Origin of the sequence: Streptomyces sp. SID5464, from assembly GCF_009862985.1 — a bacterium.
Lineage (GTDB): Bacteria > Actinomycetota > Actinomycetes > Streptomycetales > Streptomycetaceae > Streptomyces > Streptomyces chartreusis_D.
Map to the genome: position 1 here is coordinate 164,289 of NZ_WWIQ01000003.1, position 26,987 is coordinate 191,275.

Below are 26,987 nucleotides of genomic sequence, written 5' to 3' on the forward strand. Positions count from 1 at the left end.
CCTGCCGCTTGGCCACCTCCCCGACCAGCACCTCGCCGTTCTTGGCGAAGGCCACGACGGACGGGGTCGTGCGCGCGCCTTCCGTGTTGGTGATGACGGTGGGCTCGCCGCCTTCGAGGACCGAGACCACCGAGTTCGTCGTACCGAGGTCGATGCCAACCGCCCGTGCCATCCGGTTTCTCCCTCCTCACTGTCTCCCAGGTGCTCTTCGGGGCCTCGGGACCTCATCGGGCCGTCCGCTCCCACCGGACGGGACCGGCGCGCAGCGGAGGCTCGGGCCGGGCGGCCCCGAGCAGGACGACGTGGCGCCGCGCGGGCCGTACGGTCGGAGCCGGGGCACGCACGCGGTCGTGCGCAGACTCGCAGGAGTGGTCGTAGGCCGCGCGAAGGACCGGGTCACGCAAGGTCTCGTAGGCCTCCCGCACCTCCCCGAACCGCGCGGCGGTGGCCGCGTCCACACGGGTGTCGGGGCGCAGCTCACGCACCCGGGCACGAAAGGCGGAGGTGATCAGCTCGGCCGACGCCGAGGGCTCCACCCCGAGCACCGCGTACGGGTTCGCTCGCTGCTCCCGCGCCTGCATCCCGGCCACCTCCTCACCGCTGCGAGCTGCGCTTTCACCCCTGCTGGCTCATAGTCCTGAAGTAAAACTTGAGTCTCGTCTTGTCAAGTACGGGCACTGCCTGGGCGCGCGCCGGCTCGACAGACGGTGTGATCTGCGGCATTGCCAGCAAAAGCGACGAGCCTCCACCCTGAGTCACGCAACGGACGTCAAGGAAAGCGGCTCCCCATGGGCGATCATGTGCACGTGCGACTCAGCCAGGGGATGAGCGTGTCCGAAGAAGGGCAACTGATCGAGTACTCCCGCTGCCGATGTGAGGCCACCTGGACCAAGGTGTTCGACGCCGACGCCGACGGCGGGAAGCCGGAACAGCAGCCCCGGTAGGGCGCCCCGCCCGCCGGGCCCGCCCATCAGGTGGTGACCCGACCTGATCGTTTTCGCCCTGAGCCCCGAGCGCCCCTGAGCGGTCCCCGACCCGACCCGGAAAAGCCCCTGACAGGGGCACCACAAGGTCGACAGTGCGCCTAACGTGACGACGGTGCCCCGGCCGGGTCCACACGCCTGACACAACCGCTCTCTTCACCAGGGGGATCCATGCCGTTATGGGGCAGATCCGCACTGCGGCGCATCGCCGCGCGGGGGACGACCACGGCCGTGGGTGCCGCCATGGCGGCCATCACCGGCCTCGCCGCCGCTCCCGCGGTCCACGCGTCGCCGTCTGCCACGGGCGTCCTGCTGTGGGCACCGTGTGACGACCCGGAGAAGCCGGGAGCCGAGTGCGCCACTCTGTCGGTGCCGGTCGACTGGGCCCACCCGGACGGGCCGAGACTCGACCTGGCCGTGGCCCGCCGCAAGGCCACCGACCCCGGCACACGCGTCGGCTCGATGGTGTTCGGCCCCGGCGGGCCGGGCGACTCGGGTGTGCAGATGGTGGTGGGCCGTATCAGCCGGTTCAGCCCCGAGGTCCGCCGCAGGTTCGACATCGTCAGCTTCGACCCGCGCGGAGTGGGCGGCAGCAACCCGGTGACCTGCTCCGGCCACCTGCTCGCCGAGCGGCCGTCACCGGAGCTGAAGAGCCAGGCGGACTTCGACGCCACCGTGGCGTACAACAGGCGGCTCCGTGCCGACTGCCGTGCCCGTACCGGCCCGGTGTTCGACCACCTTGACACCGCCCAGACGGTCCGGGACCTGGACGCCCTCCGGGCCGCCCTCGGCGAGCGGAAACTGACCTTCCACGGCAGCTCGTACGGCACGCTGCTCGGTGCGCAGTACGCCGAGACCTACCCGCGCCGCGTGCGCGCGATGGTGCTGGAGAGCGTCATGGACCACAGCGTCCCGACCACCCGTGCCTTCCTGCGGTCCGAGGCGGCCACGGCAGAGGATTCCTTCCAGGAGTTCGTGAAGTGGTGCGACGGTGCTGCAAACTGCGCGCTGCACGGCCGCGACGTCCGCGCCGTCTGGCAGGGCCTGTTGGCCCGGGCCGGGCGCGGCGAGCTGGAGGCGCCGACAAAGCCGGGCACTTCGCTGTCGTCATCGGACCTGGTCAACAAGATCGCGTTCCGCAAGTTCTACGAGGCCGACTACGCCGGCCTGGCCACGGCGATCGCGGGCATGGAGGCGAGCAAGCCGCTGCCCGCGTCGCCCACTTCGACAGCGCCGCTGCATCCGGCCACGCCGGTCTTCTGCTCGGACTGGCACCTGCCTGTGCGCGACTACCGGGAGTACGCCTCGCTCGTCGCCATGATGAACAGGACGGCGCCTGACCTGCCCTACCTGCTGCCGATCCACATGGCAGCGGCGTGTCTGGGCGCGCCGACCACCAACCCGCAGCACCGCCTGGACGCACACGGTGCCCCGCCCATCCTGGTGTCCAACGCGCTGCACGACCCCGCCACCGGTTACCCGTGGGCGGTCTCGGTGGCCCGGCAACTCGGCCGCAGCGGCGTGCTCCTCACCTACGAGGGCCACGGCCACGGCAGCGTCACCAGCGGCCCGTGCATGGAGGACGCCGTGGACAGCTACCTCACCGAACTGGCAGCCCCACCACGGGGCACCAGCTGCCCCGCCGTGATCAGATAGTCGGCGAAGTGCTCGGTCAGCGGCTCGCCGGTGAGCGGTTCCAGAAAGAGGAACTGACCCTGGGGGTTGACCTCCAGCCAGACGGGTTCACCTCCTGGTGTGAGCTTGAGGTCGATCACGCCCATGGGCAGCCCCAGTCGGTCGAGCACCGTACGGACCATCCGGGCCAGGTCCTGGGGGACCGGCCACCGCGTGATCGGGACGTTGAGGTCGGGGCGCCAGTCCAGTTCCTCCGTCTCGATGAGCGCCGCGAACATGCGCTCGCCGAAGCAGTTGAGCCGGATGTGGTGCCGACCCGGAACGTACTCCTGGTACGTCGCCGGGCACACCGCGAAGGACTCGGCAGGCAGCGCCTCCGGGTCCTCGATCCACCGCGTGTACAGGGACGGGCCCCGCGCGCCCACGACCGGCTTGACGATGACCCGCCCGATCTCGCGGGTGAAGTCCACCACCTCGTCACGTGACTGCGTGATCAGCGTCCGCGGCACACGGAAGCCCGCCTGCTGGGCTACCCACAGCTGGTAGACCTTGTCGGACGCCCGGTCGGTCGCCTCCGGCGGCGAGATCCACTCGCCGTGGAACGAGGCGGCGAGGATTCCCCCCAGCGCTCCACGGCAGTCGTTGTTGACCAGGCTGACCTGCTGCGCGCCGAGACCCGTGCCGTCCGACCCGGCGGCGGACATGGTGAGCTGCTGGTCCGCCCGCGCGCGGCGCCACCAGAGCACCTCCGCTTGCGCGGGGGGCACCGTCCGGCCCTCCGACGTCGGCACCGCCGCCGAGGCTCCGGAGCCGTCCGACGTCCCGGACAGGTGCCAGGTCAGGCCGGGTCTGCCGCTCACCGCGTCGCACTCCAGGATGTGGAACTCCTCACCGCGGGCGCGCACCGCGTGCTGCACCGCGATGGCGTGAAGGTCGTCGTGGAAGGACAGGGCCAGGATCATGCCGCGTCGCACATGTCGGAGCAGCAGTGGGGCCCGCACCCCGTCTCACAGGCGTGGCCGGCCAGGCTCTCGGCGGAGATTTCCAGACCGGTGGTGGTCCGAAGGGCTTCCTCCCAGGCCTGCAGCTCCTCGGGTGTCTTCAGTTCTACGAACCCGGTCGCCTGGGTGCTGAACACCACCGGCGGAGCGGTGCTGGTGAAGCTTTCCTGACTCTGGTCCAAGGGCTCGCCAAGCTTGAAGCCGGTCATGGTCACGGCCTCCCTCGATTGTCTCTCGCCCCCGAGTCACGATTTCTGCCTTCTGATTCTTCTCCTTCTACTCAACCACCGCTGTACCGGGGCCGCATCCGCCCGACGGTCGCCTGGTAGGTCTTTCAACTAACGCTCCGGGCCGGTGCGTTCACAGCGCGAGGGGTGGCGGTCGAAGGTTCTTCGGGGGTAGCCAGTGTTTAGGAAGTGGCCCTGGCGTCGAACGCGACGACATAGGCAGGATCGTGAGTCATGCGTGCAGTTGTGTTCGATATGGATGGGACGCTTCTGGACAGCGTCCCCACGGTGTCCCGCGCGTACGCCGACGCGATTCGCTCGCTCGGCGGCCCGCCGGTCTCGCCGGATGAAGTGGCCGCCGGCTGGCATGTCGGCCACACGGAGCTGGTTCTCGCACACTTCCTCGGCCGCACCTGTGGCCCCGCCGAGGTCGAGCGGTTCCACGCTTACCTGGATCCGGCCGTCGCCGACCTGCGGCCGTTCCCCGGCATACCGGCCCTGCTCGACGAAGTCGCCGATGCGGGCATGCGGCTGGGCGTATTCACGGCGGCCACCCGGCGAGTGGCTTCGAGCATGCTCGCTGCCGCCGGAATCGACGCGCGATTTGGCGTGGTCGTCGCAGGCGACGAAGTCGGCAGGCCCAAGCCGGCGCCGGACGGGTTGTTGCTGGCACTGCGGCAGCTCGGGGTTCCGGCCGGGGCAACTGCCTATGTGGGTGACGCTGAAGTGGACCTCGACTGTGCCAACGCCGCGGGAACGCTGGGAGTGCACGCCAGGTGGGGTGCACGCGCCGGTGTCCGTGCCGGGGCTCACCCGGTCGCGGCGAGTCCGTACGACGTGCTCAGCCTACTGGTGGCGCTACGCAGGCGTACGGGCGACGGCACGGCCCGCCAGGGCGGCTCCGGGACAGTGTCCCGCAGATCTGCAGATCAGGTGAGGCTCGCGAGTGAGGATAGGCAGTCGTGATCACCATTGGTTCGTTGCGCGAGGAGGACCGCGCCGCCTGGGAAGCGCTGGCGCGCGGTTACAAGGCGTTCTACCGCACCATGGTGCCGGACGAGGGCTACGAGCAGACCTGGCAGCGGCTACGGGGCGGCACCGAGTTCCACGGCATCGGCGCCTGGTCGCAAGGAAAGCTGGTCGGCATCGCGCACTACCTGTTCCACCCGACGTTCTGGATGGAAGACAGCTGCTACCTCCAGGACCTCTTCGTCGACGAGGCTGCACGCGGCCGAGGCGTGGCGCGGATGCTGATCGAGAAGGTGGCCGATGCATCGCGGGAGCGGGGGGCATCCCGCTTCTACTGGACCACTCAGGAGGACAACGTCGCCGCCCGCGCACTGTACGACAAGGTGGCGAGCTTCAAGGGGTTCATACGCTACGACTACCCCATTGGCTTGCGACCTGGGGGAAGTGCTGGCGGGGCCGGTCAGCAGTGACGTGAGAACGGCCGCGTGGGTTAGGGCCTGTCGTTCGGATCACGTCGCGGACGCGGGCCCAGCCTAATCTCCGACCGCTCCGCGCGGCGCCCCACCCGCCGCCGGGCCAGCACCGAACTCGTCCTCGTCCGCGGCAGAGCCAGCTGATCACACCAGCCGAACCCGTCAGGCCCGCACGTCCAGACCACAATTTCTGCCGCGGTCGTAAGTGATCCATGGCGCCATCGGCGCCCAGGGCGCCCCGTCGTCTCCGCTCTCGCTGCCCCGGGCAAGACCGTGACCGCTGTGACCCGCGACGCGCACGTCGGCCGTCGGCGGAGCTCTGACGGCGATCACCGCCGGATCCGGCCCGCTTAAGGCCGGGTTCGGCGGCGGAAGCACGCGTTGCCGACACGTTCGTCCCATAACCTCGTGCCTGGAGACGTCAGATGTCATGCGGAGCGACATTCAGGAGGCGATGGTGTTCGGAAGGGGCATGCGGTTGTTCGCGGGCGCCATGGCCGTGGCCTGCATGGTGCTCGTCGGCCCCAGTGCGCCGAGCGGTGCCCTCTCCGGCAGGTCACTGCCCGTCACCGCTGCCAGGGATGTCGTACCGGACCGGGTCATGACGTGGAACATCTGCAACCCCTGCGAGGTGAGCAACGTCGACCGGGCGGCGGAGATCGCCACGTATGCCCCCCAGGTCATCGGCCTGCAAGAAGCGTGCGTGCGCGACGTCGAGAGGATCCGGGAGTACCTGGAGCGCCTGCACGGGCTCGCCTACCACGTCGAGTACGGGATGGTTCTCCAGGACTGGGGCCGTTGCGGTGGATTGCCGTGGAGTCCGGGAGCCTTCGGCCAGGCGGTCCTCTCGGCGGCTCCGATGACCGAGCGCGTCAGCGTGGAATACCCCGACGGCGGATCCGAGGACCGTGGGTACATGGCCGTCACCACCGTGGTGGGCGGCCAGCGGGTCCGGGTCTTCAACACACACCTCGCCCAACGACGTCAGGAGGCAGTCCGGGCGGACCAGGTGCGTGTACTAGCCGAAGAGGTCGCCCGGTACGACCGCGCCATCGTTCTCGGCGACTTCAACGCGGTGCCCGATGCTCCCGAACTCAGCCCGATGTGGGCGCTGGCCGCGGATCCAGACTCCGGGTGTCGCCCCTCGTCCGCCGGCACCTGCGAGCCGACCACCGACTGGCAGAGCAAGTTCGACTACGTCTTCCTGCGGGGCATGGCCCCACTCGAGCACCGCGTGCGCCCCACCTCGTACTCGGACCACCATCTCGTGCACGCCGACGTCGATGGCGGGGCCGGCGGCCAACGGTCAGTGGACTCGGTCACGGCACCGGCCGCTTGATACGCAGCACGTACCCGCCGTCGCCGTCTGCTCCAGGGCAGCGAGGACATCGCCGCCCACATCTCGGCGTACCGTGCGCCGGAGGCGAGCCTCGGAATCAGCCCGCGCCCGATCGCCATCGAGGAGTACGGCACACCCTCCGAGATGGCAACTCCGGCGCCCTCATCGGCTACGCAGCCAAGTTCGAGCGGGCGGGCATCAGGGACGCCGAGTTCGCCTTCTACGAGTGGTACGGCGACATGTCCGGGATCATGCTCGTCACCACGCCCCGGCCCAGACCGGCATCGACGGCATGGCCTCCCTCAAGAGTGCGGACAACCAGATCAGCGTCGTCGCGGGCGGCTGCACCGGCTCCTTCAGCAACGGCTCCATCACGGTGCCCGTGGCGATGAACGCCACCGACGGCTACCACACCTCCCGATGAGGCAGCACCGATGGCCCCGCGTCCGCGCCCGCAACCCGCGGCCCGAGAGTTCACCGAGCTGGTGCGTGCCCATGACATCTGGCACGGAGTCGTTGCCGTGACGGCCACAACGGGTGGGGTCTTCGACTGGTCGTACATGGCGTACGGAAAAGCATCGGGCGGGCAGCGAGACCAGGCTGCCCGTGCCTGTCTGGTTGACGACACGAACGGGGAATCACATGTCACGGATGAAGCGTGTGGTGCAGGGCGCGGTCGCGGCGGGCGTGAGCGCCGTCGCCTTGACGGCTCTGGCACCGACGGCGTCGGCGGCACCGGCCACCGCGACCGCTGCTTACAACGGCGCCTGCGGCACCGGCTACAAGACCGTCAACTCCACGCCGGTCGGAACCATCGGCACGGCCTATCTCACCTACAACTCCGCCACCGGCATGAACTGCGCGGTAGCCATCCGGAATATGGCGGGTGACCCGGTTTCGATGGACTTGTTCATCCGGCGCAGCGGCGACGAGATCTTCAACGACCAGGACGGCGGCCTCCTCCGTTCCTACGTCGGCCCGGTCCACGTCGACGCCGCCGGGTCTTGCGTGGACTGGTGGGGCCAGATCGATGGAGTGCACTTCGGAAAGTCCGGCACCAACTGCGGCTAGTCCGCGTCGATTCCGCCGCGGACGCGCGTGCGCACCCGCGTCCGCGGCACTGGCCGCGTGGGCCCCTGGCACCTGCCGGGCACGACTGCTGCCTTCCCGGCCGCTGTCATGCGCGCCGTCGGGCCCACAACGGGGTGACGAACGCGATGAGGACGGCAGCGATGCCGATCTGGAAGATGTGGCGGATCCAGTCGATACCGCCGGTGTCGCGCACACCGAAGGCGGTGGCGAGCGCGTTGCCGGCGACGGCGCCGAGGATGCCCATGACGACCGTCAGCCACAGGGGAATGGGCTGACGCCCGGGAACGACGAGCTTGGCGAGCAGGCCGATGATCAGCCCGGCGATGATCGCCCAGAGGAACGACACGGCAACTCCTTCCGTTTGTTGCCCCATTCGGGCACCACACAAGTGCCCGCCGGATGCCCCCATAAGCGTGGTCCGGCGAAGGACCTCCACTCACCCAGGCGTCACGGACCGGTGTTCGATCACCGGCGCGAGGGACACCTCTCCGCAGCAACCCGCCGGATGCCGTCCGCCACCGGAGTGAACTGGCGGACCTGCGTGAGGTCGCCGGCGCGCGCGTGGCAGGTATCCCTGCTGGGTGGCGAGCCGGTGGAGCGCTGGACAGAGCCGGCCGGCCCCCGGGTCTCAGAACGACGAGGAGCGGAGAAAGCCCATGGGCCACGGCGGAAACGTCATCCAGGAACTGACCGCGGATCACCGCGAGGTGGACGACCTCTTCTCGCAGATCGAAGCGCTGCCGGGGGCCGACGAGCGGCGACGTGAACTGGCGGACCGGCTCACCATGGAGCTGATCCGGCACTCGGTGGCCGAGGAGGAGTACCTGTACCCGACGGTGCGCCGGTACGTCGACGGCGGGGACGACCTCGCCGACAAGGAGCTCGCCGACCACGGCGAAGTGGAGCGCATGCTCAAGGAGCTCGAAGGCTGCCGGCCCGGGGACGGGCGTTTCGACACCCTGATCGTGCGGCTGAAGAACGCCGTCACGGCCCATGTCGGCGACGAGGAGAACCGGCTCTTCCCGATGCTGGCCGACGTCTGCTCCGCCGATGCCCTGGAGGAGCTGGGTGAGAAGGTCCGCTCGGCCAAGGAGCACGCCCCCACCCGCCCGCACCCCTCGGCGCCGGACACCCCACCCGCCAACAAACTCCTCGCGCCCGGTACCGGCATGGTCGACCGCCTGCGCGACATGCTCACAGGCCGCGGAAAGCAGGACTGACCGGCAGGACCGGCAGGGCTGAAACGGTTCCCGTGCCCCCGGCACGGCACGGCGCGGCACGGCGCGGCACGGCCACGGCTCGGCGACCGGCGGTCACAGTTCCTCGATCTGCGGGCCGTGCGGGAACCGCAGATCGAACACCGGTCGGCTCAAGGCGACGTCCTGCCCGCGCCCCATCGGCTCCGGACCGGTTGCAGTCGTCAAAGAGCCCGTGTCTCATGAGTGAGCGGCTGATCAACGCATGGCGGACGGGGCGGCCCGGTCCCGCCGGGGCCGTACGGGAGGCGGGATGTCAGGACGGCGGCGCACCCCCGGCATCGTGGCGGTGGTGGTCCTCGTCACCGCCGGTGCCTGCGGGACGCCCTCCGAGCGGCGCGACAGCGTCACCGCGCAAGTGACGCGATTCGAGCGGGCGCTCGACACCGGACAGCGTGAACGCCTGTGCACCGCCCTCGCGCCCTCGACCAGGGAGGAACTGGAGCAGTCGGCCAAGCGCAGCTGCGCGCAGGCGATCGGTGAGCAGGGCCTTCCCGCGGCGGGCGCGGTACGGCGCGTGGATGTCTACGGTGATCAGGCCCGGGTGGTGCTGGAGCACGACACCCTCTTCCTCGCCCGCTTTCCCGCGGGGTGGAAGGTCACCGCGGCCGGGTGCCGGCCCCGGCCGCAGCGCCCGTACCAGTGCGAGATCGAGGGCGGGTGACGGACCGTGAAGACGTTGTTCGTGGGAACACTGCTCGTGATCGTGGTCGGCCTGGCGTACTTCATGACGTTGGGACTGATGCACCGATGACCCCGGCACCGGAGCACGGCGAGGACACCGCACCGGCCGGGCGTCGTGCGCGTCGCTTCCTCCGCCACAACAGTCTCGGCCTCTTCTTCCTGACCTCGTTCCTGCTGGCACTCGCCGGACAGGCCGTGGCCGGACGCGCGGAGTTCAACAATCAACTCGTGTCGGACGGTATGGCGCCCCTCGGCTTCGGCGCCTACCTCACGTCCTCGGACTTCGCCGTTGACGTCACGGAGAACTGGCAGTCGGAATACCTGCAGTTCTTCCTCTACATCTTCGCCACCGTCTGGCTGCTGCAGCGCGGCTCACCGGAATCCAAGGAACTGGACAAGGCCGGCACCGAGTCCGACAGGGACCAGATGGTGGGCCCGTACGCCAAAGGCGACTCTCCGCGCTGGGCCGCGGCCACGGACTGGCGGGGCTTTGTGTACTCCCGCTCCTTGGGGCTGGTGATGGGCGCCGTCTTCCTGCTGTCGTGGCTGACCCAGTCCGTCACCGGTGTCGCCGCCTACAACGAAGAGCAACTGCGCCGGCTGCAAGCCCCCATCAGCTGGACGGAGTACCTGTCCGCCGCGGACTTCTGGAGCCGCACACTGCAGAACTGGCAGTCCGAACTGCTGGCCGTCGCCTCCATGGCCGTCCTCGCCATCTACCTGAGGCAACGTGGATCACCGGAGTCCAAGCCGGTCGGCGCGTCCGACTCCGCCACCGGCGTCGAGGGCTGAGCACGGGTGGTCCATGCGGCCCGTGGGGTCCCCGGGGCTTCGGCCGGCAGGCCGACAGAGTTCCTGCTGCTCGTACCACCTGAGGACGCGCGTGGCCCGCAGGGTGTTCCACCGGCTCGGCTTCCCCTCGCCGTCGTCGATGGGGAAGTGCAGCTCGCCGGGATGGGGGTTCTCCAGCGGCCAGCGGCCGTCCGCGTCGCGCTTGGCCCGTACCAGGTCGATCGCCTCGGCGACCCGGTCGTCGGGGGTGACGCCGGCCGCGCGCAGGTAGTCGAGACCGCGTAGTACGTCGTAGTGCCAGAAGGTCGGACAGGAGAACTTCGTCCAGGCTGCCGGACCGTTGGTCTTGCGGTCCTGGTCGATTGCCCGGCCGGTCGACAGCCGCCGGAACAGCCGCCGCTCCAGGAGGTACTCCTGGCCGCGGAGCCGGGCGTCGGCCACCTCGGGGGCGCCTCCTGTCGCCGACTCGTATTCGAGCAGCCCTTCCAGCACGTCGATCGTGGTGTGGAACGACCCCCGGGTGGAGCCGTTCTCCTGCTCGCAGTTCCACCCGCCGTCGGCCATCTGCTCGCCGAGGAGCCGCTCGACGATCAGCGTGACGTCCATGCCGAAGTAGGCTCCGAGCGCCACGGTCCGGCCGTTGACGCACGGCTCCACCTCCCCTGAGAAGAACGGCTCGCCGTCGTGCTCCCACTGGACGTTCTCGCGCACCAGACCGACGGCGTGGCGCGCCCCCGCACTGTCCGGTTCGACACCGAACGCCCGCAGCAACACCAGACTCCAGGTGGTGGAGGTCCACGCGGGGAACAGGGTGCCCTGCCGTGCAGGTCCGAGCGAATGCCACCACTTCTCCGCGGCCTCGGAGCGGAACGCGGGCACGTCGGAGGGCCACTGGCCGTGCGGTTGCTGGAGGGCCAGCAGCCGACTGCCCCAGCCCTCGCCCGCGACACGGGCCCGTTCGGCCGTGACCTGCTCCACGGGCGCGTCGGTGAGATCACGCAGTACCTGCCAGCGGATCGCCGGGTCACCTTTCAGCAGCCAGCCGATGACGTCCACCCGCCCCCACCTCCTTCGGGAAAGACGCTAGCGCTCCACGGCGCCGGCACCGGCGCGATGTGACGTGGTCGCGGCCCGTCATTCCGGCTGGGCAGGCCAGGTCGCCCGAGGTCCGCAGGTCGGCCCCGGGAGGGTGAGCACGGCCCGTCCGCCACAGCATTCCCTCACTGTGCGTGTTCACGGTGCGATTCGCTGCTGTGGGCGAAGCGGCCCCCGGTGTTATTCAATGAGGTGTGCGTCAGGGATCTCGGGGCCCCGCCGCACGGGTCCGAGTACTGCCCCGGCACCGCGCCGGGGACTGCTGAGAGAGCCGCATGGACTCCACACCGTCGCCCTCGTCCCCATCGGCGTTCGACCTGGTCAGTCGCGCCCTGGGGCGCTACATCCCGCGCGGTGGAGCGGACGCGGCCGCCGATCCTGCCGACGCGCAGGGTGACCGCACCACGCGCCGGCACGTACCCGGTGACCCGGCAGCCGGCGGTCAGGAGCAGATCCTCGGCGCGGTCAACCTGGACAGGGATCTGATCATCACCCGCTGCAATCTGGACGCCCCCGTATTCGCGGGTCTGGACGCCGTGGCCGGGAAGCCGTTCGTCGATCTCCTGCCCCCGGGGGACGTACCGACGGTCACGCGGCGGTTGCGGCAGGTCGTGGAGACCGGAGAGGCGCACGTCGCCCGCATCCAGCGCCTGCGGCGCGGCGACGGGTCGGAGCTGGTGGTCTCGATGAGCATCCTGCCCGCAGCGGCGCCTGAGGAGGGCCTGACCGTCTCGTTGATCGCCATGGCGAGGAGGTTGCACCTTTACGCGGCCGAGACCGCGATCGGTACCTCGCTGGACATCGGCGAGACCGCGCAGTCGCTGGCGGAGTCGCTGTTGGCCTGGGGAGACGTGGCCGCCGTCGACCTCGACTTCGCCGTGTGGACGGGCGAGGGCGTCACCGGTCGGGCGAAGGGTCCCATCCGACTGCGGCGAGCGGCCCTGGTGCCGGACCGGGCGTGGCCCGAGGGCTATGTGACTCCGGGCGACGATCTTCCCCGCGACGCGAGTCGCCTGCTGGCGCAGGCGGTACTGCGGGACGATGCTCCGCAGACCATCGTCATACCCGACCGTGAGGCGGTCGAGCGGGTATTCGCCAGTCCGCGGGTCGCGCGTGCCCTGGTGCCCGGTGAGCGGTCGGCGGGTGTGGCGTGCATACCACTGGTCCTGGACGGCGCGCCGCCCGTCGTCCTGGGCGTGGCGGAGGTCTGGCGGCGGGCGGACTGCCCCTTCCGCGACAGCGAGCTGTTCGACCTGCAAGAACTGGTGGCCAGGACCGCCCATCACGTCGATCTGGCTCGTCAGCACCAGCGCGAGCACACGCAGGTGCTGGCGTTGCAGCGTCGGCTCCTGCCCCGGACCGGCGGCGACACCATCCAGATCGCCAGCGTCTACCAGCCCGCCACACCCGACAGCGCGGGTGTCGGGGGCGACTGGGTGAACAGCTTTCCGCTGCCTGACGGCCGTACCGCCCTGGTGGTCGGTGACGTCGTCGGGCATGGCCTGGGAGCCGCGGCAACGATGGGCCAGCTCAGTATGGAGGCCCGCGCGCTGCTGTCCGCGGGGCTCGCGCCCGACGAGGTACTGGAGCACCTGGACGAGACCGTGACGCTGCTGGACGACGCGGAGTCCGGGCTGGCGGCCGGCTACAGCGCCCTGGGGTCGACGTGCTGCATCGCCCTCTACGACCCGGTCAGCCACCACGTGGCGCTGTCCAGCGCAGGCCACCTCCCCCCGGTCCTGGTCTCCCCGGACGGGCACGCGGGCCCGCTCGCGGTCCGCCCGCACCCCGGCCTGGGCGCCGAGTTCGCGCTGCGGGAGCCGTTCGACGTGCACACGTTCGACGCACCCCCGGGCTCCCTGCTCGCCCTCTACACCGACGGCCTGGTGGAGGATCCGGCCGTGTCGATCGACGAGGGCATCGGCAGGCTGGCGGATGCCGTGTCCACGGTGCATCCCTGGGACGCCCTGCAGCAGGCCGCACGGCACGTCGTCTCCGTGCTGGCGCCCGCGCGCCAGCGCGACGATGTGACGCTGCTGCTCGCGCGGATGATCGGCTACCGCAAGGGGGACACCGCGACCTGGCGGCTGCCCGCCCGCCGCGACGCCCCCGCCCGTGCCCGCGCGCAGGTCTCCGCGCTGCTGAGGCAATGGCGCACCAGGGACGACACCCGGGACAGCGTGGTGCTGCTGGTCAGCGAGCTGGTCACGAACGCGGTGCGCTTCGCCACCGGTCCCATCACGGTACGGCTGATCAGGGCCGGTCACGGCCTGCTGTGCGAGGTGGGCGACACCGGCAACGGCAGGCCACTTCTGAGGCGGGGCGGACTGCTCGACGACGGCGGTCGTGGCCTGGGCGTCGTGCACAGGGTCACCACCCGGTGGGGAGTGCGGTGGACGGACACCGGGAAGGTGGTCTGGGCGGAAGTCGCGAGGTAGCGCGGCCTCGCTCTAGAGCCACTCCCCTTCCAGGGCGGTCGCGGTGAGACCCGGTGCCGCCGCGTACAGAACGGCGCGATTGCCGGGCTTCTGCTGCCCGGCGTCATGCGCCCGCCGCAGGATGTCGAACACGGCGGCGCCTCCGCGGTTGCCGCTGGTGTAGCTGTCCCGGCTGTAGTCCAGCAGCCCCGACGGCCACGCGGCGGGCATCGTTTGCTCCATGTACTCCAGCACCCGGGTCCCGCCGGGGTGCGCGAGCAGAACGTCGGGGTGCCAGGAGTCGGGCTCGTCCTGGTAACGGACGCGCAGCCACTCCCACATCGCGGTGACCGTCTCCTGCACGGCGCGCGGTCCGCGCCGGTCCATGACGAAGTGGGTGCCGTCCGCCCGTGTCTCCAGGCGGTGCAGGTCCTGCGTGCCGGGCAGGGTGTGGTGCCAGGCGGCGTCCAGCCGCAGCACCGACTCGGGCCTCGGGCGGCCCGTGACCACCGCGGCGACCGCGGTGTCCGCGAACAGCAACCGGACGATCAGAGACTCAAGGGTGTCGTCCGCGGGCTGGTAGGTCGTGCTCAGCGCCTCCGCGATGACGATCAGGACCACCCGGTCGGGGTCCGCGGCCACGAGATCTGCCGCCAGGGCCAGGGAGCGGGTCCCCGCGATACAGGCCCACTGCGTCGCCGGCAGCATCATCACGTCACTGCGCAGCTGAAGCTTGTTGGCCAGGGCTATGTCCAGACCCGGCAGCGCCGGGGTGGTGGAGTTACTGGTGATCACGCAGTCGATGTCCGCGGCGTCGAGCCCGGCTATCTGCAAGGCCCCGCGCGCCGCACGCTCCCCGTAGGACCGGACGGCCTCCCAGGCCGGCGCTGTGCGCTCCTGAATGGTCTGCGGCGCGGGTATGGTCTCGAGGGTGGCGATCGCGCGGTCCACGTCCTGCTGGGTGAACCCGCCGCGGGCCAGCGCCTCTTGGGCCGGCTCGATGCCGACGGCCCGCAGGGCGCTGCCGCTGCCGGGCGCGACGGCGGTCTCCAGCGGCAGCATCCACCCGCGGGTGTCGATGCCCGTACTGGCCGCGATGCCGTCGATCCGCGGCGCCCATGCCGCGTGCGGGTGCCGGTCGCTCACCTCTGCCACGATCTGGCTGGTAGTTACGGAGTGCTCGCCGTGTATCACGGCAGGAGGGCAGAGGTAAGCGGCCATAGCGGGGCACCTTTCAACGGGGGACAGGGGAACGTCACGAGTGCTGTGTCGTAGGTCACTTTGAGGCGTCGCGCCCAGAGGATGCCGATGAGATCCACTTCGGGCGGCGATGTCCGTTTCGAGGATGGATGCTAAATGGACATTTCCGCTGTGATGCACGCAACTTAGACGCCTTTGAGTGCGTGATACGGCACACACCGAGTCGCATCGGCGTTATCTGGCTCACCGTCAGCCAGGGGGACGGTTACCGCGACGGTGCGCGGCGGGCGGATACCCCGCGGATTCCTGCCGCCGGGCAGTCCGGGGCCGCAACTTTCAGGACATCTCGCGCATCAAACGTGCATGGACTCCAAGCGCACGGTGTTCGGGGCAACGCTGGCTGCCTTGGTGCTCGCCCTGGCGCCCAGCGCGATCGCCGTGGGCGACGATCCCTCTGTCACGCCGTCGACACCGTCTCCCCTGCCGACTCGGGCGTACGCGACGATCAGCGCCGACGAGGAGATCAACGTGGGGTCGGGGGCGCAGTCGGTCACCGTGGGCTGGATGTTCTGGGACGGCGGGGCGCAGGTCCCCGTTCCCACGGACGATTCGCTCGTCATCGACGCACGTGACCTGTCGGGCATCGCGAGTGTCACGGTCGACGACCCGCGGTGCACGGCAGACGCGCGGGTCCTCACCTGCGTCAACGAGGACGCCGCGCAGAGCCGTTCGGTCGCATTCACCCTGCGTGCGGACGCGGGAGCCGCACCGGGCGCCGGCGGCACGGTCACGTACACCCTCACCGCCGACCACGCCACCGGCGCCACCGCGAAGGCGAAGGTGGTGGTCGGCACCCCGAACCTGGTCGTCGGCCGGGTGCCGGACGTGACGCACGCCAGGATCGGTTCCCGGATCGATGTGCCGCTCCGGCTGCGCAACACCGGGGATCTGGCCACTGACCGGCGCATCATGCTGCGTTGGGAATCGGTGGGCGGTCTGCTCTTCGACCGTAAGTTCTCCAACTGCGCCTACGGCGAAGGCGATGATCCCCGCGAACCCGGCGGCCAGGCATCCGTCACGTGCGTCTTCCCGATCTCCTCGGACTCCGTGCCCGCGGGGGGCACCGTGGAGCTGAGCAGCCCCCTGACCGCCACGGTCGGCAAGCGCACCCTGACCGCCGTGACCGACTACTCGGTCCGCCTGCTGAAGCCGCGCGAACAACCCGGCGGCGGCAGTCACCAGGGCACCGGCCCGGCGCTCACCCTGGTGCGGGCGTCCGGAGCGGGAGGCGGATTCGAGAACGATGCCGAGGGCCGGTTCACCGTCGCGGCCGACAACTCCGCGGATCTCGCGGCCGATGCCACGACGAAACCGGGCCGCAGGGCGGGCGAATGGACCCTGGACATCAACGCCGTGAACCGCGGACCGGCCTCCGCGTACGGGGTCGACGACAAGTCCGTCGCCGTGATCGACGTCGTCCTGCCCAAGGGTGTGGTCGCGACCGGCACCGCTCACATGGAGGAGGAGGACAGCCCTTACGGCCCCTGCCGTCGCTGGGTCAGCGGCACCACGACTGCACCTTTCGAGGCGGGGCACCGGCATTACGTGTGCACCGTGCCGTTCGGTGTCGCCGCAGGCGAGAGCCAGCTGTTCGAACTGTGGGTGAAGCCGGCCAGGACCTACGACGGCGCCAAGGGCACGGCGACCGTGCGTCCCGGCCCGGCCGGCATCCCCCTTCACGACCCGGACGCCTCCAACGACAGCACCACCTTCGCCTTCGGCACGCCGACTGCGGCGGCACCGTCCGGCGGCACTCCGGCCGTGACGGGCGTGGGCCGCACGCTCATCGTCACCGCAGCCGGGGCTGCTGTGCTGGGCGCCGTCGTCCTCGTCGTCCGCCGCCGCGGGCGTAACGGGCGTACCCACTGAAACACCCTGCCATCGACGTTGATCGGCCTGGCAGTCGGCGAGTGTGGCTTCGTGGGCGCAACGAGGACGGCCGGACAGCGGTCACCGTCCGGCCGTCAACGCAGCGGGCCAAAGGCACAGGAGCGCCGCCGCTACTTACTTGTAGACGACCCAGAGCTCATAGTCGTCGCCGGGTATCCAGCTACCGTCGATGCACTTCCACTTCGTCCAGACCCCGTCCTTCTGGCCCTGGTAGCCGGCCTGACGGCAGTCCTCGAGCCAGTAGTAGTAGGTGACGAACTCGTAGTCGGCCGGGGCCTTCACCGCGTGCGTCACCCCCCGGTCCTCCTGCGCGCTTGCCGGAGTGGCTGCGGCCAGGGAAAAGGCAGCAGCAGCGGACGCGATTCCCAGTGCGAGCTTACGGAGCTTCATGAGTCTCCTAGGTCGTAGGGCGATTGCCGGAACCGGACGACACATGCGTCACGCCGGGAACGCCCCGGGCGGTCGTGTCGACGGAGACTCTGGCACCACAGCAGGTGACCGCCAAGCAGGACTCCCGTCCGGGACATGTCCGGGACGGGAAGCCCGTCCTGACCTGCGGTGTCCGGGGGCGGGCCCCTCCCTTGTCCGGTGGTGGTCGCCTCGCCCCGGCCATCGGACAGGGTTTCGCCGCGGTGGGGGAGGGGGCGCCGACAGGCGCGAGCAGTGGTGCCGGCGGCAAATCCCGGCCGGCCGTCAGCGGGGAGTCAGCCCGCGCTCCTGGGCCGCCGCTCCGAAGTAGTCGCCACCCTTGCGCCTGGCGTCGTCGGTGCCCCAGGCCTGCTCGCCGTCGCCGGCGGAACGGTCCGCACTGCTGGTGTTCTGCCGGACCGGTGCTTTGACCAGCCTCGGTATGTGCTTCGAGCAGTGGATGTACGCCTCCTCGACCTCGACCTCCACCCACATGTGGGGGCGGCGGCCGGGTACCGGATCGACCGGTAGGTCTGGAACCCTCTGGCGCATCGTGTCATCGGTGACCAGCTGTGCGCGGCCGTTCACATGGAGACCGATGCGGTCCTGAGAGAAGTCGATCATCAGCATGCCGATGTGTGGGTTCTCCCGGATGTTGCCGAGCGAGGCCATGACGCCGTTCCCGCGGTACTCCGGGTATGCCAGGGTCGTGTCGTCGAGTACCCGGAGAAACCCCGGCGGGCCGGCCCGGAAGGTGCTGTCGCACTCGCCGTGACTGTCCGCAGTCGCGAGGAAGAACATCTCCTGGCGGGCCACGAACTCCTTCATACGTGGGTTGAGCCGGTCCAGAACCTGCTCGTCGTAGAAGCGGTCGGCGCGGCCGACCGTGCCCAACTCACGTTGGATCTGGTGCTCGCCGTGGCTACCGGGCCGGTCTGCCCGCTCATCGTGGTGCAACGGTCCTCCTGACAGGATTTCGGCAGGGCGGTAGCTCATCGAGCCGTGGAGCCGGGACTCGCGTCCGCGCTCGGGGGCCCTGCTCTCGGTGTTCACCTCGGCCCACGTGACTGATTTCATCACCTGGCAGGCCGAAAATCGCCACCGGCCCTGCAGGGAAGACTAAGACCTGTCCTGCAAAGAGTGGGGAAGGAGGGGCACCAGCGCGATGGCTGAAAGCCGGTGCGGCACTCGCTGATCGCCGCTGCAGCCATGGTTCCGGAAGGGTGCCGCTACGGGCCGTGAATACGGGGCACTTGACCACCGGTGCCGGTTCGACCGGCACCGGTGGCAGAGGCGGCGAGGTCACATCACGCGACGGCGGTTCCCTCAAGCTCGACCAGCTGGCCGGGAATCGCCAGCCGCGTCACCCCGAGCATCGTGGTGGTAGGCGCCACACCGGCGGCGGCCAACCGCCCGGCCAGCACGCCGTAGTGCTGGAAAAGCAGATCGACGTCGGTCGTGTAGACGTTGAGCCGGACGACGTTCGCCAGAGACATGTCGGCCCCGTCGAGCACGGCCTCCAGGTTGTCGATGCTCAGCGCCAACTGCGCCGCCATGTCACCGTCATGCTGGGGCTTGCCCTCGTCGCTCATCGCAGTCTGCCCCGAGATGTACAGGGTCCGGGTGTGCCCGGAGACGACCTCACCCTGGTTGAATCCCACCTCCGTCGACCACGTCACCGGGTTGACCGCCGTTCGTTCCACTGCCACGTCAGCTCCGTTCGATCATGGGGAGTACGTACGTCCATCGGCTCGGCAACCGCCGGCTGCGACGTCGTGACAACGAGCCTCGCAGCAAATCACGACATCCTCAGTCATGTATTTCGATAGGGTTTCCGTATGCGCGCCGACCGGTTGGTCTCGCTGGTTCTGCTGCTGCGTCAGCGCGGTCGGCTGACTGCGGACACGCTGGCCAGGGAGCTGGAGGTGTCCACCCGCACCGTGCTGCGCGACATCGAGGCGCTGTCCGCGGCCGGCGTCCCGGTCTACGCCGAACGCGGCCGGCACGGCGGGTTCGCGTTGTCGCCCGGTTTCCGGACCGAGCTCACCGGTCTGAACCACGACGAGGCCCTTGCCTTGCTGACCGCCGGATCAGGGCGGGGCGAGCAGGTGTTCGGCCTCGGCTCGGCGCTCGCTTCGGCCATGCGGAAGGTGGTCGACGCGCTGCCCGAAGGCCACCGGGCCACCGCGAGCGACGCGGCCCAGCGATTTCTCGTCGACCCGGAGAGCGATCTGCTCTCACGTCGGCTGGTCACCGAAGAGGTGCCCGACACCATCATGATCGAGGTCCGGCGCGCGGTGCTCGCCGGCCACAAACTGCGCATCCACTACGCGGCCACGGGCCAGACACCACAGTGGCGCACGGTGGACCCGATCGGCCTGGTCACCGTACGCGACCGTGGCTACTTGCTGGCCACGAGATCTGGCGCGGACCGCACCTACCGGCTGTCGCGGGTGTTGGCTGCTGAAGAGCTCCCGGAAACGGCACAGCGCCCGAATCGGGTCGATCTGGACCGGGTCTGGCGGGAACGTTCCGCGCAGTTCCTCTTCGGTGGCGATCACATCACCGTCCTGGTACGGGTGAACCCGGCGCGACGGGAGGACCTTCTGGACGCCGCGCTGGCCGTCCGCGCAGAAGACCCCGAGGCAGACGGCTGGCTGCGGCTGGAGGTGACCTTCCAGGACTCACGACACGCCGAATGGGCGCTTTGGCAGCTGAGCACGGACGCGGAAGCCCTGGCCCCGCAGTCGTTGCGCACCGCCCTGCGCGACCGTGCGACTGCGATCGCCGCCTGCTACGGCGACTCGTCCTGAGCGTGAGACGCCCCTGAAGAAAAGGCGCAAGCTGTGACCGCGACCGTGCACCCCGCCGTGGAGCGGGCCGATGTGCTCATCGACCTGAAGCGGTGCGAGGAGGCCCGGGAGCTGCTGGCGCGGCGGCTCGCGGAGGACCCGGACGACGTCCGGGCCTGGGTCAGGCTCGCCTGCAGCCATCTCGGGGACGAGAAGGTCGGGCCGGAGGCCCTGGAGGCGACGGAGCGGGCGCCGGCGCTGGACTCCGAGGACATCGGGGCGCTCGTCATGCACGCGCACGCCCTGCGCGCCGCCGGCCGCTTCCTGGAGACCGAGGACGTGCTGAACGAGGTGATCCGCCTCGCCCCGGAACACTGGTACGGCTACGCGCTGCTCGCCGACTGGCTCTGGCGCGTCAGAGGGATCCGCCTCCGGGCGGGCCAACGGCGGCCAGGTCCGGCGCGAGGACCAAGGCGCCGCCCTGCGAGAGGCGGGCGATCTTGTTCAGGAGGCCATCCGGCTGGGACCGGAGGAGGTGTACGCCTACGAGGTGGCCTGGCTGATCGCCGACATGGCGGGCAACCGGACCGTCGCCGACCAGCTCGACGAGGCCATCCTCCGGCTCGACCCGCAGCACGAGCAGGCCCTGGCCCGGCAGACGAGGAAGGCGGCCACCGCACCCGGCCTCAAGGCGGCGCAGGCCGCCACCCTGTACGCCGACGCGCTGGCCGCCGCCCCGGACTCCGCGCCGATGCGCAGCGGCCTGGACGACGCCTCCTACCGTCTGCTGCGCGGCATCCGCTGGCTGGCCATGCTCTGCCTGGCCCTCGCCGGGGTGGGCATCGACCTGTACGCGACGGAGGGTGAGACCCAAAAAACGGGAGTTGCCGCTGCCGCTGGGCCAGGCGGCCTGGGCCATGGTCTGCGCCCTGCTGATCACCCAGATCCCGTGGACGGAACGCACGGTCCCGCAAGTGCTGTTCCGGGCGGGTCTGCCGGCGACGTTGGCGACGATGTGGTGAGACCGGGGCAAGGACGGCTGAAGACGAGCCGGTGGACCGTGGAGTCGGGGCACCCAACTGCACAAACACTGCGGCAGGTTGTAAGTGCTCACGGCATGATGCGTCGGGTGGACCCGATGAATGACACGCCGGACCGGCCCCGAACGCGGTGGGGGATATTCGCCCAACGGGACTTTCGCCTGCTCTGGGTGGGCGAGACCGTGAGTGGGCTGGGTAACAGCATCACCGTGGTGGCCTTGCCGCTGATCGCGGTCGAGGTGCTGGACGCCGGCGCCACCGCCGTCGGTCTGCTCGCTGCGTCGGTGTGGTTGCCCTGGCTGCTGGTGGGCCTGCCGGTGGGGGCATGGGTGGACCGGATGCGCAAACGGCCCCTGATGATCGCGTGTGATCTGGTGGCCGTCGCGGCACTGGTGAGCATTCCGCTGGCGGCGTGGCTCGACGCACTCACCTTTCAGCACCTGCTGGTCGCCGCGTTGACCTGCGGCACTGCGGCGGTGTGCTTCAACACCGCCTACCACTCGTACATCCGGATCGTGCTCGACGGCCGCGACCTCCTGGAGGGCAACGCCAAGCTGCAGGGCAGCGAGGCCGCCACCCGGGTCGCCGGGCCGGGGGCGGCGGGGCTGCTCGCCCAGGCGTTCGGCGCGGTCTTCGCGCTCCTGGTCGACGCGGTGACGTTCCTGGTCTCCGCGGTCTGCCTGAAGCGGATCGGCGTGGTCGAGCCGGACACCACTCCGCACGAGGAACGCGCCCCCCTTCGGCAGCAGATCTCCGAAGGGCTCCGCTTCGTGGGCCGGGACCGGTACCTGCGGCCGATGGTCGCCTGGGGTGCCGTGATCAACATGGCGCTGATGGGCTACCAGGCGGTCCAGGTCGTGTTCCTGGTCCGCACCGTCGGGCTGAACCCGGCCATGGTCGGACTGCTGCTGACCAGCGGCAGCACCGGCGGCATCGTGGGCGCCCTGGTGGCCACCAGGGTCAGCCGACGGTTCGGCACCGCCCGCGGGCTGCTTCTCCTGCAGATCGCCACCGCGCCGTTCGTGCTCCTCCTGCCCATGACCACGCCCGGACCGGGGCTGGCGCTGTTCGCGATGGGATCCTTCCTCGTCGGGACCGGCATCTCCGTGGCCAACATCGTGGTCGGCAGCTTCCGGCAGACCTACTGCCCGCCACACATGCTCGGCCGGGTCGTGGCCACGGCCATGATGATCAACCACAGCACCATCCCGATCGGGTCTCTGCTCGGCGGCATGCTCGGCGACGCCGTCGGATACCGGCCTGCCATGTGGATCATGACGGGCATCGTCGCACCCTCCTGGCTCATCCTCGCCATGAGCCCGATGCGCCGCGAGCGTGACCTCCCGCAGACCCACGAGCTGGAACAGGCGCACACCAAGGGCTGAAGAAGGCGGCTTGGTGTGCCTCATGCGGGCGTGTGACACCCTGTCCGGCACGGTTTCGGCTACGAGCCCGGGGGCGGCGTCCCCCCGTGCCGGTGCAGGCCGGATTCGTCAATGGAGGAGAACCAAGACAGTGCTGCACGCGGCCCGTGGGCTGCCGAACGGCCCGCTTCGCCGATCTGGGCATGCCGGGCCTCGCCGACCGCAAGTGCACCGGACGCCCGCCCTCCTGCACCCCGCTGCACGCCGCTCAGGTCAAGGCCTCGCCTGCCAACTGCCCGCCGAGACCGGCACGCCGCTGTCCCGCTGGACAACGCCCGAACTGGCCAGCGAGGCCGTCAAGCGCGGCATCGCGCCCTTCCTGCCGGCCTCCACCGTGCGCCGCCGGCTCGCTCAGGACGCGCCCAGCCGCGCACCGGCTGGTCCACACCCTGGCGCCAGGAATGCCGACTGGCCGTTCTCTGGAACGGCACGGTCGGCATGACTCTCCTGGACCACGAGCCGGGAGAGGGGCTCGCCGTGGTGCCGCCGATCGACATGCCGCCGAGCCGGGTGGTGGTGGCATGGAACGAGGGCGACACCAATCCACTGATCCGCTCGTTTGCCGAGACCGCGATCGCCGCCTACCGCGAGCGTCCGGCCATGACTCCTCCGTCGACCTCGTCGTCTCCTCCGTCGGTAGCCCGTTGAGGCAGAGGCCGACCACGGTCACGGTCTGGGCGGTGCCTGGCTGTTGACGGGCATGCCCAGCCGCTCTGCCACGGTGGTGAGCGCTTTCCCCAGCGGGAGGGAAACCCTGGTGAGGGCGTGCTGGTCGCCCCGGGTCGGGTCCCGGTTGACGATCAGGACCGGCTTCCCGGCTTGGGCTGCCTGGCGGACGAAGCGGAGCCCGGACATCACCGTCAGCGAGGAGCCCAGGACCAGCAGTGAGGTCGCCGCACGGACCAGCTCCCGGCAGTGTTCGACTCGCTGCCGCGGAACGGCTTCGCCGAAGAACACCACGTCGGGTTTGAGGATGCCGCCACAGACCGTGCAGGGCACCACGCGGAAGTCTCCGACCTGTTCTTCCGTGAGGTCGGCGTCACCGTCGGGATTGATGCCTGCGGCCACCGGCGCGAAGCCCGGATTGGCCTCCTCCAGCCGCTGGGCGAGTTCGCGGCGCGGGCTGAAGGCGCCGCAGGAGAGACAGACGACCCGGGCCAGGGTTCCGTGGAGTTCCACGACGTCCTCGCTGCCTGCGGCCTGGTGCAGGCCGTCCACGTTCTGGGTGATGACACCCGAGAGCAGGCCGTGTTGCCCGAAGGCGGCCACGGCCCGATGTCCGGCGTTGGGGCGGGCTCGGCCGAAGGTGCGCCAGCCGAGGTGGCTGCGCGCCCAGTACCTGCGCCGGGCGTGTGCGTCGGCGGTGAAGTCCTGGTAGGTCATCGGAGTGTGCCGGCTCAGACTGCCCCCCTCACCCCGGTAGTCGGGGATGCCCGACTCCGTGGAGATTCCCGCTCCGCTGAGGACCAGCACACCTCGGGTGCTCAGCGCATCGGCGACCGGCTCCAGATCGGTGGTACCCGGCGGCAGGTCCTCGGCAGGGGTCCAGCTCAGGGTGGGGCGCATGCGCATGCCGTCAGGGTACGGAACAGCAGCCGGGCGATGACGGCCGTAGCCCGCGCGTACCGGCGTGGCCGCTCCGTCCCCGTCGCTGACGCTCTTACCCATTTTTAATAGGGAAACTATATAGGTCAGTGATATTAATCGAAGGGTGGACGAGATGGAGCCGGAGGAGATCGCCGGAGCGTTGGCCGACGTCGCGGGCGCCGTGGTGCGGAGCCTGGTGGACCGTCGCGGCATGAGCTTCACGACCGCCTCCACGCTGGGCCGGCTGGAGCGGGAAGGGCCGAGCCGGCTGACCGCGCTGGCGGTGGCGGAAGGAGTCGCTCAGCCGTCGATGACCCAGCTCGTCCAGCGGCTGGAGAACAAAGGGCTGGCCACACGGGTCAGCGACCCCGACGACGGACGGGTGACGCTGGTCGCCATCACCGATGCCGGGCGTGACGTGCTGGCGGAGCGCAGAAGGGAGAGGAACGCGAGGCTGGTCCGCCGGCTGGCCGCGCTCTCGGAGGACGAGCGGCGAGCCCTGGGCTCGGCGATGCGGACCGCCCTGCCACTCGTGCGGCGGATCGTCGACGAGCCCGCAGGCTTGAACGGCCAACCGGACGACATGGCCTGACCGGGAGAACCGCCGGTCGCTGTCCAGGGCCGTCGAATCCCCGCGCCGCCAGAACCGGACGGATGCCCACCGGCGCCCCGTCCGGTCCGGGCGGATGCCCACCGGCGTCCGGCGCCCGCGCTCCATCCGCCCCCTGTCCGCCGCGGAAGGCCTCGAGCCGCCCGCCGCGGATTCGAAGTCGGCGGAGCCCGCGGGCTCCCACGGAAGGCAGCAGAGAGAGCAGCCCCATGGCTACTGAGGAATCGACCCACGGCACGGCCGAAACACGCCCCGCCCGGCAACGCGGACGCAGCGCATGGATCGGCGTCGACCACCCCCGATACAAGTGGGTGGCACTGACCAACACCACACTCGGCATCCTGCTCGCGACCATCAACAGCTCGATCGTCCTGATCTCCCTGCCGGGGATCTTCACCGGCATCCGGCTCGATCCGCTCCAGCCGTCCAATGTCAGCTACCTGCTGTGGATGCTGATGGGCTACATGCTCGTCACCGCCGTGCTGGTGGTCGCCCTCGGCCGGCTCGGCGACATGTGGGGCCGGGTCCGCATCTACAACGCCGGATTCCTGATCTTCACCCTGACCTCGGTGATCCTCTCCCTCGACCCCTTCCACGGAGGGAGCGGGGCGCTGTGGCTGATCGGCTGGCGGATCGTGCAGGCCCTCGGCGGCGCCATGCTGATGGCCAACTCCGCTGCCATCCTCACCGACGCCTTCCCGGCCCGGCAGCGGGGCATGGCGCTCGGCGTCAACATGGTCGCGGGCATCGCCGGGTCGTTCCTCGGCCTGGTGCTGGGCGGGGCACTGGTGACGTGGAACTGGCGCTCGGTCTTCTGGGTCAACGTGCCGATCGGCCTCATCGGGACGGTGTGGGCGTACAAGTCGCTGCACGAGACCGGCGTGCGCACGCCGGGACGCATGGACTGGTGGGGCAACCTCACCTTCGCCGTCGGGCTGACCGCGCTGCTCGCCGGCATCACCTACGGCATCCAGCCGTACGGCGGCCACACGATGGGCTGGACGAACCCCTGGGTGCTGGCCGGGCTGATCGGCGGCGTCGTCGTCCTCGTCGTCTTCTGCGTGATCGAGGCGAGGGTCGCCGAGCCCATGTTCCCCCTGCGCCTGTTCCGCGACACCGCCTTCGCGGGCGGCAACGCGGCCGCGCTGCTGGGCGCCATCGCCCGGGGCGGGCTGCAGTTCATGCTCATCATCTGGCTGCAGGGCATCTGGCTGCCCCTGCACGGCTACGACTACGCCGACACCCCGTTGTGGGCCGGGATCTACATGCTTCCGCTGACCATCGGCTTCCTGGTCGCCGGCCCCGTCTCGGGATACCTGTCGGACCGGTACGGTGCGCGGTTGTTCGCCGCCGCCGGGTTCGTGGTGATGGCCGCCTCGTTCGCCGGACTGCTCGCCCTGCCCACCGACTTCGGCTATGGGGTCTTCGCACTGCTGATCTTCCTCAACGGCCTCGGTGGCGGCCTGTTCGCCGCCCCCAACACATCGATCATCATGTCGAGCGTGCCGGCCGAGGCCCGCGGCGCCGCCTCGGGCATGCGCGCCACGTTCCAGAACGCCGGCATGGTGCTGTCCATGGGCGTCTTCTTCTCGCTCATGGTGGCCGGGCTCTCCGGCTCCCTGCCGCAGACGCTCAGCTCCGGGCTGACCGCCCAGGGCGTCCCGGCCCAGGCCGCGCACGCCGTCGCCCAACTCCCGCCAGTGGGAGTCCTGTTCGCCGCCTTCCTCGGCTACAACCCCGTCCAGAACCTGCTCGGTCAGAGCATCCTCGGCCAGCTGCCGCCGGCCAACGCCGCGAAGCTGACCGGCCGGGAGTTCTTCCCGCACCTCATCTCACCGCCCTTCCACGACGGCCTGGTCGTGGTCTTCTCCCTGGCCATCGCGATGTCCCTGGCCGCCGCGGCCGCCTCGCTGATCCGCGGGCGCGCCCAGGCGGCTCCCGCCACGACCGCGGAGGCCGCCTCCCCACCGGCCGCGGCGAGCGCAGCCGCGGCCGGCGACGCGAACACCCCCA

26 protein-coding genes and 3 pseudogenes are annotated in these 26,987 nt (G+C 70.2%); 18 read left to right on the plus strand and 11 right to left on the minus strand.

Features of this window, described 5'->3' with window-relative positions; translation table 11 throughout:
* Together GTY47_RS40605 and GTY47_RS02955 are read right to left on the minus strand one after the other, a co-directional pair.
* A partial coding sequence (locus GTY47_RS40605; protein WP_010038280.1) for an Hsp70 family protein occupies positions 1–172 on the minus strand: 172 nt, incomplete at its 3' end.
* 52 nt (positions 173–224) lie between these two features.
* Positions 225–581 (minus strand): J domain-containing protein, encoded by a 357-nt coding sequence (locus tag GTY47_RS02955; RefSeq protein WP_010038348.1) that lies wholly within the window; start codon positions 579–581, stop codon positions 225–227.
* Positions 582–788: 207 nt separating this feature from the next.
* Here GTY47_RS02955 and GTY47_RS40090 point away from each other — a divergent pair, with 207 nt between their 5' ends.
* Together GTY47_RS40090 and GTY47_RS02960 are read left to right on the plus strand one after the other, a co-directional pair.
* A complete protein-coding gene (locus tag GTY47_RS40090) occupies positions 789–944 on the plus strand; it encodes a hypothetical protein (RefSeq protein WP_010038350.1) in 156 nt (51 codons plus the stop codon).
* 210 nt (positions 945–1,154) lie between these two features.
* Positions 1,155–2,639, plus strand: a complete 1,485-nt coding sequence (locus GTY47_RS02960; protein ID WP_029181065.1) for an alpha/beta hydrolase — start codon at positions 1,155–1,157, stop codon at positions 2,637–2,639.
* Here GTY47_RS02960 and GTY47_RS02965 read toward each other — a convergent pair.
* Both GTY47_RS02965 and GTY47_RS02970 read right to left on the minus strand, forming a co-directional pair.
* Positions 2,579–3,580, minus strand: coding sequence for an ATP-grasp domain-containing protein (locus tag GTY47_RS02965; protein WP_010038353.1), 1,002 nt, complete (start codon positions 3,578–3,580; stop codon positions 2,579–2,581). The two genes, GTY47_RS02960 and GTY47_RS02965, sit on opposite strands and share 61 nt — an antisense overlap.
* Positions 3,577–3,828: a hypothetical protein gene (locus tag GTY47_RS02970; protein ID WP_010038355.1), complete on the minus strand. Its 252-nt coding sequence runs from the start codon at positions 3,826–3,828 to the stop codon at positions 3,577–3,579. The genes GTY47_RS02965 and GTY47_RS02970 overlap by 4 nt, the downstream gene beginning before the upstream one ends.
* Before the next feature lie 252 nt (positions 3,829–4,080).
* Here GTY47_RS02970 and GTY47_RS02975 point away from each other — a divergent pair, with 252 nt between their 5' ends.
* The 5 genes from GTY47_RS02975 to GTY47_RS02995 all read left to right on the plus strand — a co-directional run bounded on the left by GTY47_RS02975 (position 4,081) and on the right by GTY47_RS02995 (position 7,698).
* The gene (locus GTY47_RS02975; protein WP_010038359.1) at positions 4,081–4,812 is read left to right on the plus strand and encodes an HAD family hydrolase; all 732 of its coding nucleotides are present in this window, start codon (positions 4,081–4,083) and stop codon (positions 4,810–4,812) included.
* Entirely contained in the window at positions 4,809–5,285 is a 477-nt protein-coding gene (locus GTY47_RS02980) for a GNAT family N-acetyltransferase (protein ID WP_010038361.1), read from the plus strand. The genes GTY47_RS02975 and GTY47_RS02980 overlap by 4 nt, the downstream gene beginning before the upstream one ends.
* 433 nt (positions 5,286–5,718) lie before the next feature.
* On the plus strand, positions 5,719–6,627 hold the full coding sequence (locus GTY47_RS02985; RefSeq protein ID WP_010038363.1) for an endonuclease/exonuclease/phosphatase family protein: 909 nt from the start codon (positions 5,719–5,721) through the stop codon (positions 6,625–6,627).
* A gap of 292 nt (positions 6,628–6,919) precedes the next feature.
* The gene (locus GTY47_RS41560; protein ID WP_267880839.1) at positions 6,920–7,051 is read left to right on the plus strand and encodes a hypothetical protein; all 132 of its coding nucleotides are present in this window, start codon (positions 6,920–6,922) and stop codon (positions 7,049–7,051) included.
* Between the two features lie 227 nt (positions 7,052–7,278).
* Complete coding sequence (locus GTY47_RS02995) at positions 7,279–7,698, plus strand: hypothetical protein (protein ID WP_010038365.1); 420 nt, start codon at positions 7,279–7,281, stop codon at positions 7,696–7,698.
* A gap of 106 nt (positions 7,699–7,804) precedes the next feature.
* Here the strand turns inward: GTY47_RS02995 and GTY47_RS03000 are convergent, their stop codons facing one another.
* Positions 7,805–8,065, minus strand: a complete 261-nt coding sequence (locus tag GTY47_RS03000) for a GlsB/YeaQ/YmgE family stress response membrane protein (RefSeq protein WP_010038369.1) — start codon at positions 8,063–8,065, stop codon at positions 7,805–7,807.
* Positions 8,066–8,375: 310 nt separating this feature from the next.
* Between GTY47_RS03000 and GTY47_RS03005 the strand changes: the two genes are divergently transcribed.
* The 3 genes from GTY47_RS03005 (at position 8,376) to GTY47_RS03015 (ending at position 10,451) form a co-directional block, all read left to right on the plus strand.
* A complete protein-coding gene (locus tag GTY47_RS03005; RefSeq protein ID WP_010038372.1) occupies positions 8,376–8,939 on the plus strand; it encodes a hemerythrin domain-containing protein in 564 nt (187 codons plus the stop codon).
* A gap of 289 nt (positions 8,940–9,228) precedes the next feature.
* The gene (locus GTY47_RS03010; RefSeq protein ID WP_010038374.1) at positions 9,229–9,639 is read left to right on the plus strand and encodes a hypothetical protein; all 411 of its coding nucleotides are present in this window, start codon (positions 9,229–9,231) and stop codon (positions 9,637–9,639) included.
* A gap of 86 nt (positions 9,640–9,725) precedes the next feature.
* Complete coding sequence (locus GTY47_RS03015) at positions 9,726–10,451, plus strand: DUF6766 family protein (RefSeq protein WP_010038376.1); 726 nt, start codon at positions 9,726–9,728, stop codon at positions 10,449–10,451.
* Here the strand turns inward: GTY47_RS03015 and GTY47_RS03020 are convergent.
* Positions 10,395–11,507 carry a hypothetical protein gene (locus GTY47_RS03020; RefSeq protein ID WP_010038379.1) on the minus strand — a complete coding sequence of 371 codons (1,113 nt, stop codon included), beginning with the start codon at positions 11,505–11,507 and terminating at the stop codon, positions 10,395–10,397. The two genes, GTY47_RS03015 and GTY47_RS03020, sit on opposite strands and share 57 nt — an antisense overlap.
* Before the next feature lie 314 nt (positions 11,508–11,821).
* Between GTY47_RS03020 and GTY47_RS03025 the strand changes: the two genes are divergently transcribed.
* Positions 11,822–13,984: a SpoIIE family protein phosphatase gene (locus tag GTY47_RS03025; RefSeq protein WP_010038380.1), complete on the plus strand. Its 2,163-nt coding sequence runs from the start codon at positions 11,822–11,824 to the stop codon at positions 13,982–13,984.
* Positions 13,985–13,996: 12 nt separating this feature from the next.
* Here GTY47_RS03025 and GTY47_RS03030 read toward each other — a convergent pair whose 3' ends face one another.
* Positions 13,997–15,184 carry a polyketide synthase gene (locus GTY47_RS03030; protein ID WP_029181066.1) on the minus strand — a complete coding sequence of 396 codons (1,188 nt, stop codon included), beginning with the start codon at positions 15,182–15,184 and terminating at the stop codon, positions 13,997–13,999.
* Between the two features lie 342 nt (positions 15,185–15,526).
* Between GTY47_RS03030 and GTY47_RS03035 the strand changes: the two genes are divergently transcribed.
* Entirely contained in the window at positions 15,527–17,092 is a 1,566-nt protein-coding gene (locus GTY47_RS03035) for a hypothetical protein (RefSeq protein ID WP_010038382.1), read from the plus strand.
* 135 nt (positions 17,093–17,227) lie between these two features.
* On the opposite strand, the gene GTY47_RS03040 is transcribed toward GTY47_RS03035, so the two are convergent.
* From GTY47_RS03040 to GTY47_RS03050, 3 genes are all read right to left on the minus strand, one after another.
* Positions 17,228–17,503, minus strand: coding sequence for a YSIRK-type signal peptide-containing protein (locus GTY47_RS03040; protein ID WP_158688400.1), 276 nt, complete (start codon positions 17,501–17,503; stop codon positions 17,228–17,230).
* A gap of 303 nt (positions 17,504–17,806) precedes the next feature.
* The gene (locus GTY47_RS03045) at positions 17,807–18,478 is read right to left on the minus strand and encodes a pyridoxamine 5'-phosphate oxidase family protein (protein ID WP_010038386.1); all 672 of its coding nucleotides are present in this window, start codon (positions 18,476–18,478) and stop codon (positions 17,807–17,809) included.
* Between the two features lie 350 nt (positions 18,479–18,828).
* Entirely contained in the window at positions 18,829–19,224 is a 396-nt protein-coding gene (locus GTY47_RS03050; protein ID WP_010038388.1) for a RidA family protein, read from the minus strand.
* Between the two features lie 135 nt (positions 19,225–19,359).
* Between GTY47_RS03050 and GTY47_RS03055 the strand changes: the two genes are divergently transcribed.
* The 4 genes and pseudogenes from GTY47_RS03055 to GTY47_RS03070 all read left to right on the plus strand — a co-directional run.
* A complete protein-coding gene (locus GTY47_RS03055; RefSeq protein ID WP_010038391.1) occupies positions 19,360–20,334 on the plus strand; it encodes a WYL domain-containing protein in 975 nt (324 codons plus the stop codon).
* Positions 20,335–20,406: 72 nt separating this feature from the next.
* Positions 20,407–20,453, plus strand: a pseudogene (locus GTY47_RS41800) (hypothetical protein); the annotation flags it as partial.
* A gap of 395 nt (positions 20,454–20,848) precedes the next feature.
* Entirely contained in the window at positions 20,849–22,738 is a 1,890-nt protein-coding gene (locus tag GTY47_RS03065; protein ID WP_231911204.1) for an MFS transporter, read from the plus strand.
* Between the two features lie 435 nt (positions 22,739–23,173).
* Positions 23,174–23,425, plus strand: a pseudogene (locus GTY47_RS03070) (hypothetical protein); the annotation flags it as partial.
* Positions 23,426–23,443: 18 nt separating this feature from the next.
* Here the strand turns inward: GTY47_RS03070 and GTY47_RS03075 are convergent.
* Complete coding sequence (locus GTY47_RS03075; RefSeq protein ID WP_029181070.1) at positions 23,444–24,349, minus strand: NAD-dependent protein deacetylase; 906 nt, start codon at positions 24,347–24,349, stop codon at positions 23,444–23,446.
* Positions 24,350–24,497: 148 nt separating this feature from the next.
* Between GTY47_RS03075 and GTY47_RS03080 the strand changes: the two genes are divergently transcribed.
* Both GTY47_RS03080 and GTY47_RS40615 read left to right on the plus strand, forming a co-directional pair.
* Complete coding sequence (locus GTY47_RS03080; protein ID WP_010038403.1) at positions 24,498–24,956, plus strand: MarR family transcriptional regulator; 459 nt, start codon at positions 24,498–24,500, stop codon at positions 24,954–24,956.
* A 299-nt stretch (positions 24,957–25,255) separates the two neighbouring features.
* Positions 25,256–26,899: pseudogene (locus tag GTY47_RS40615) on the plus strand (MFS transporter); the annotation flags it as partial.
* Positions 26,900–26,987: the final 88 nt, after the last annotated feature.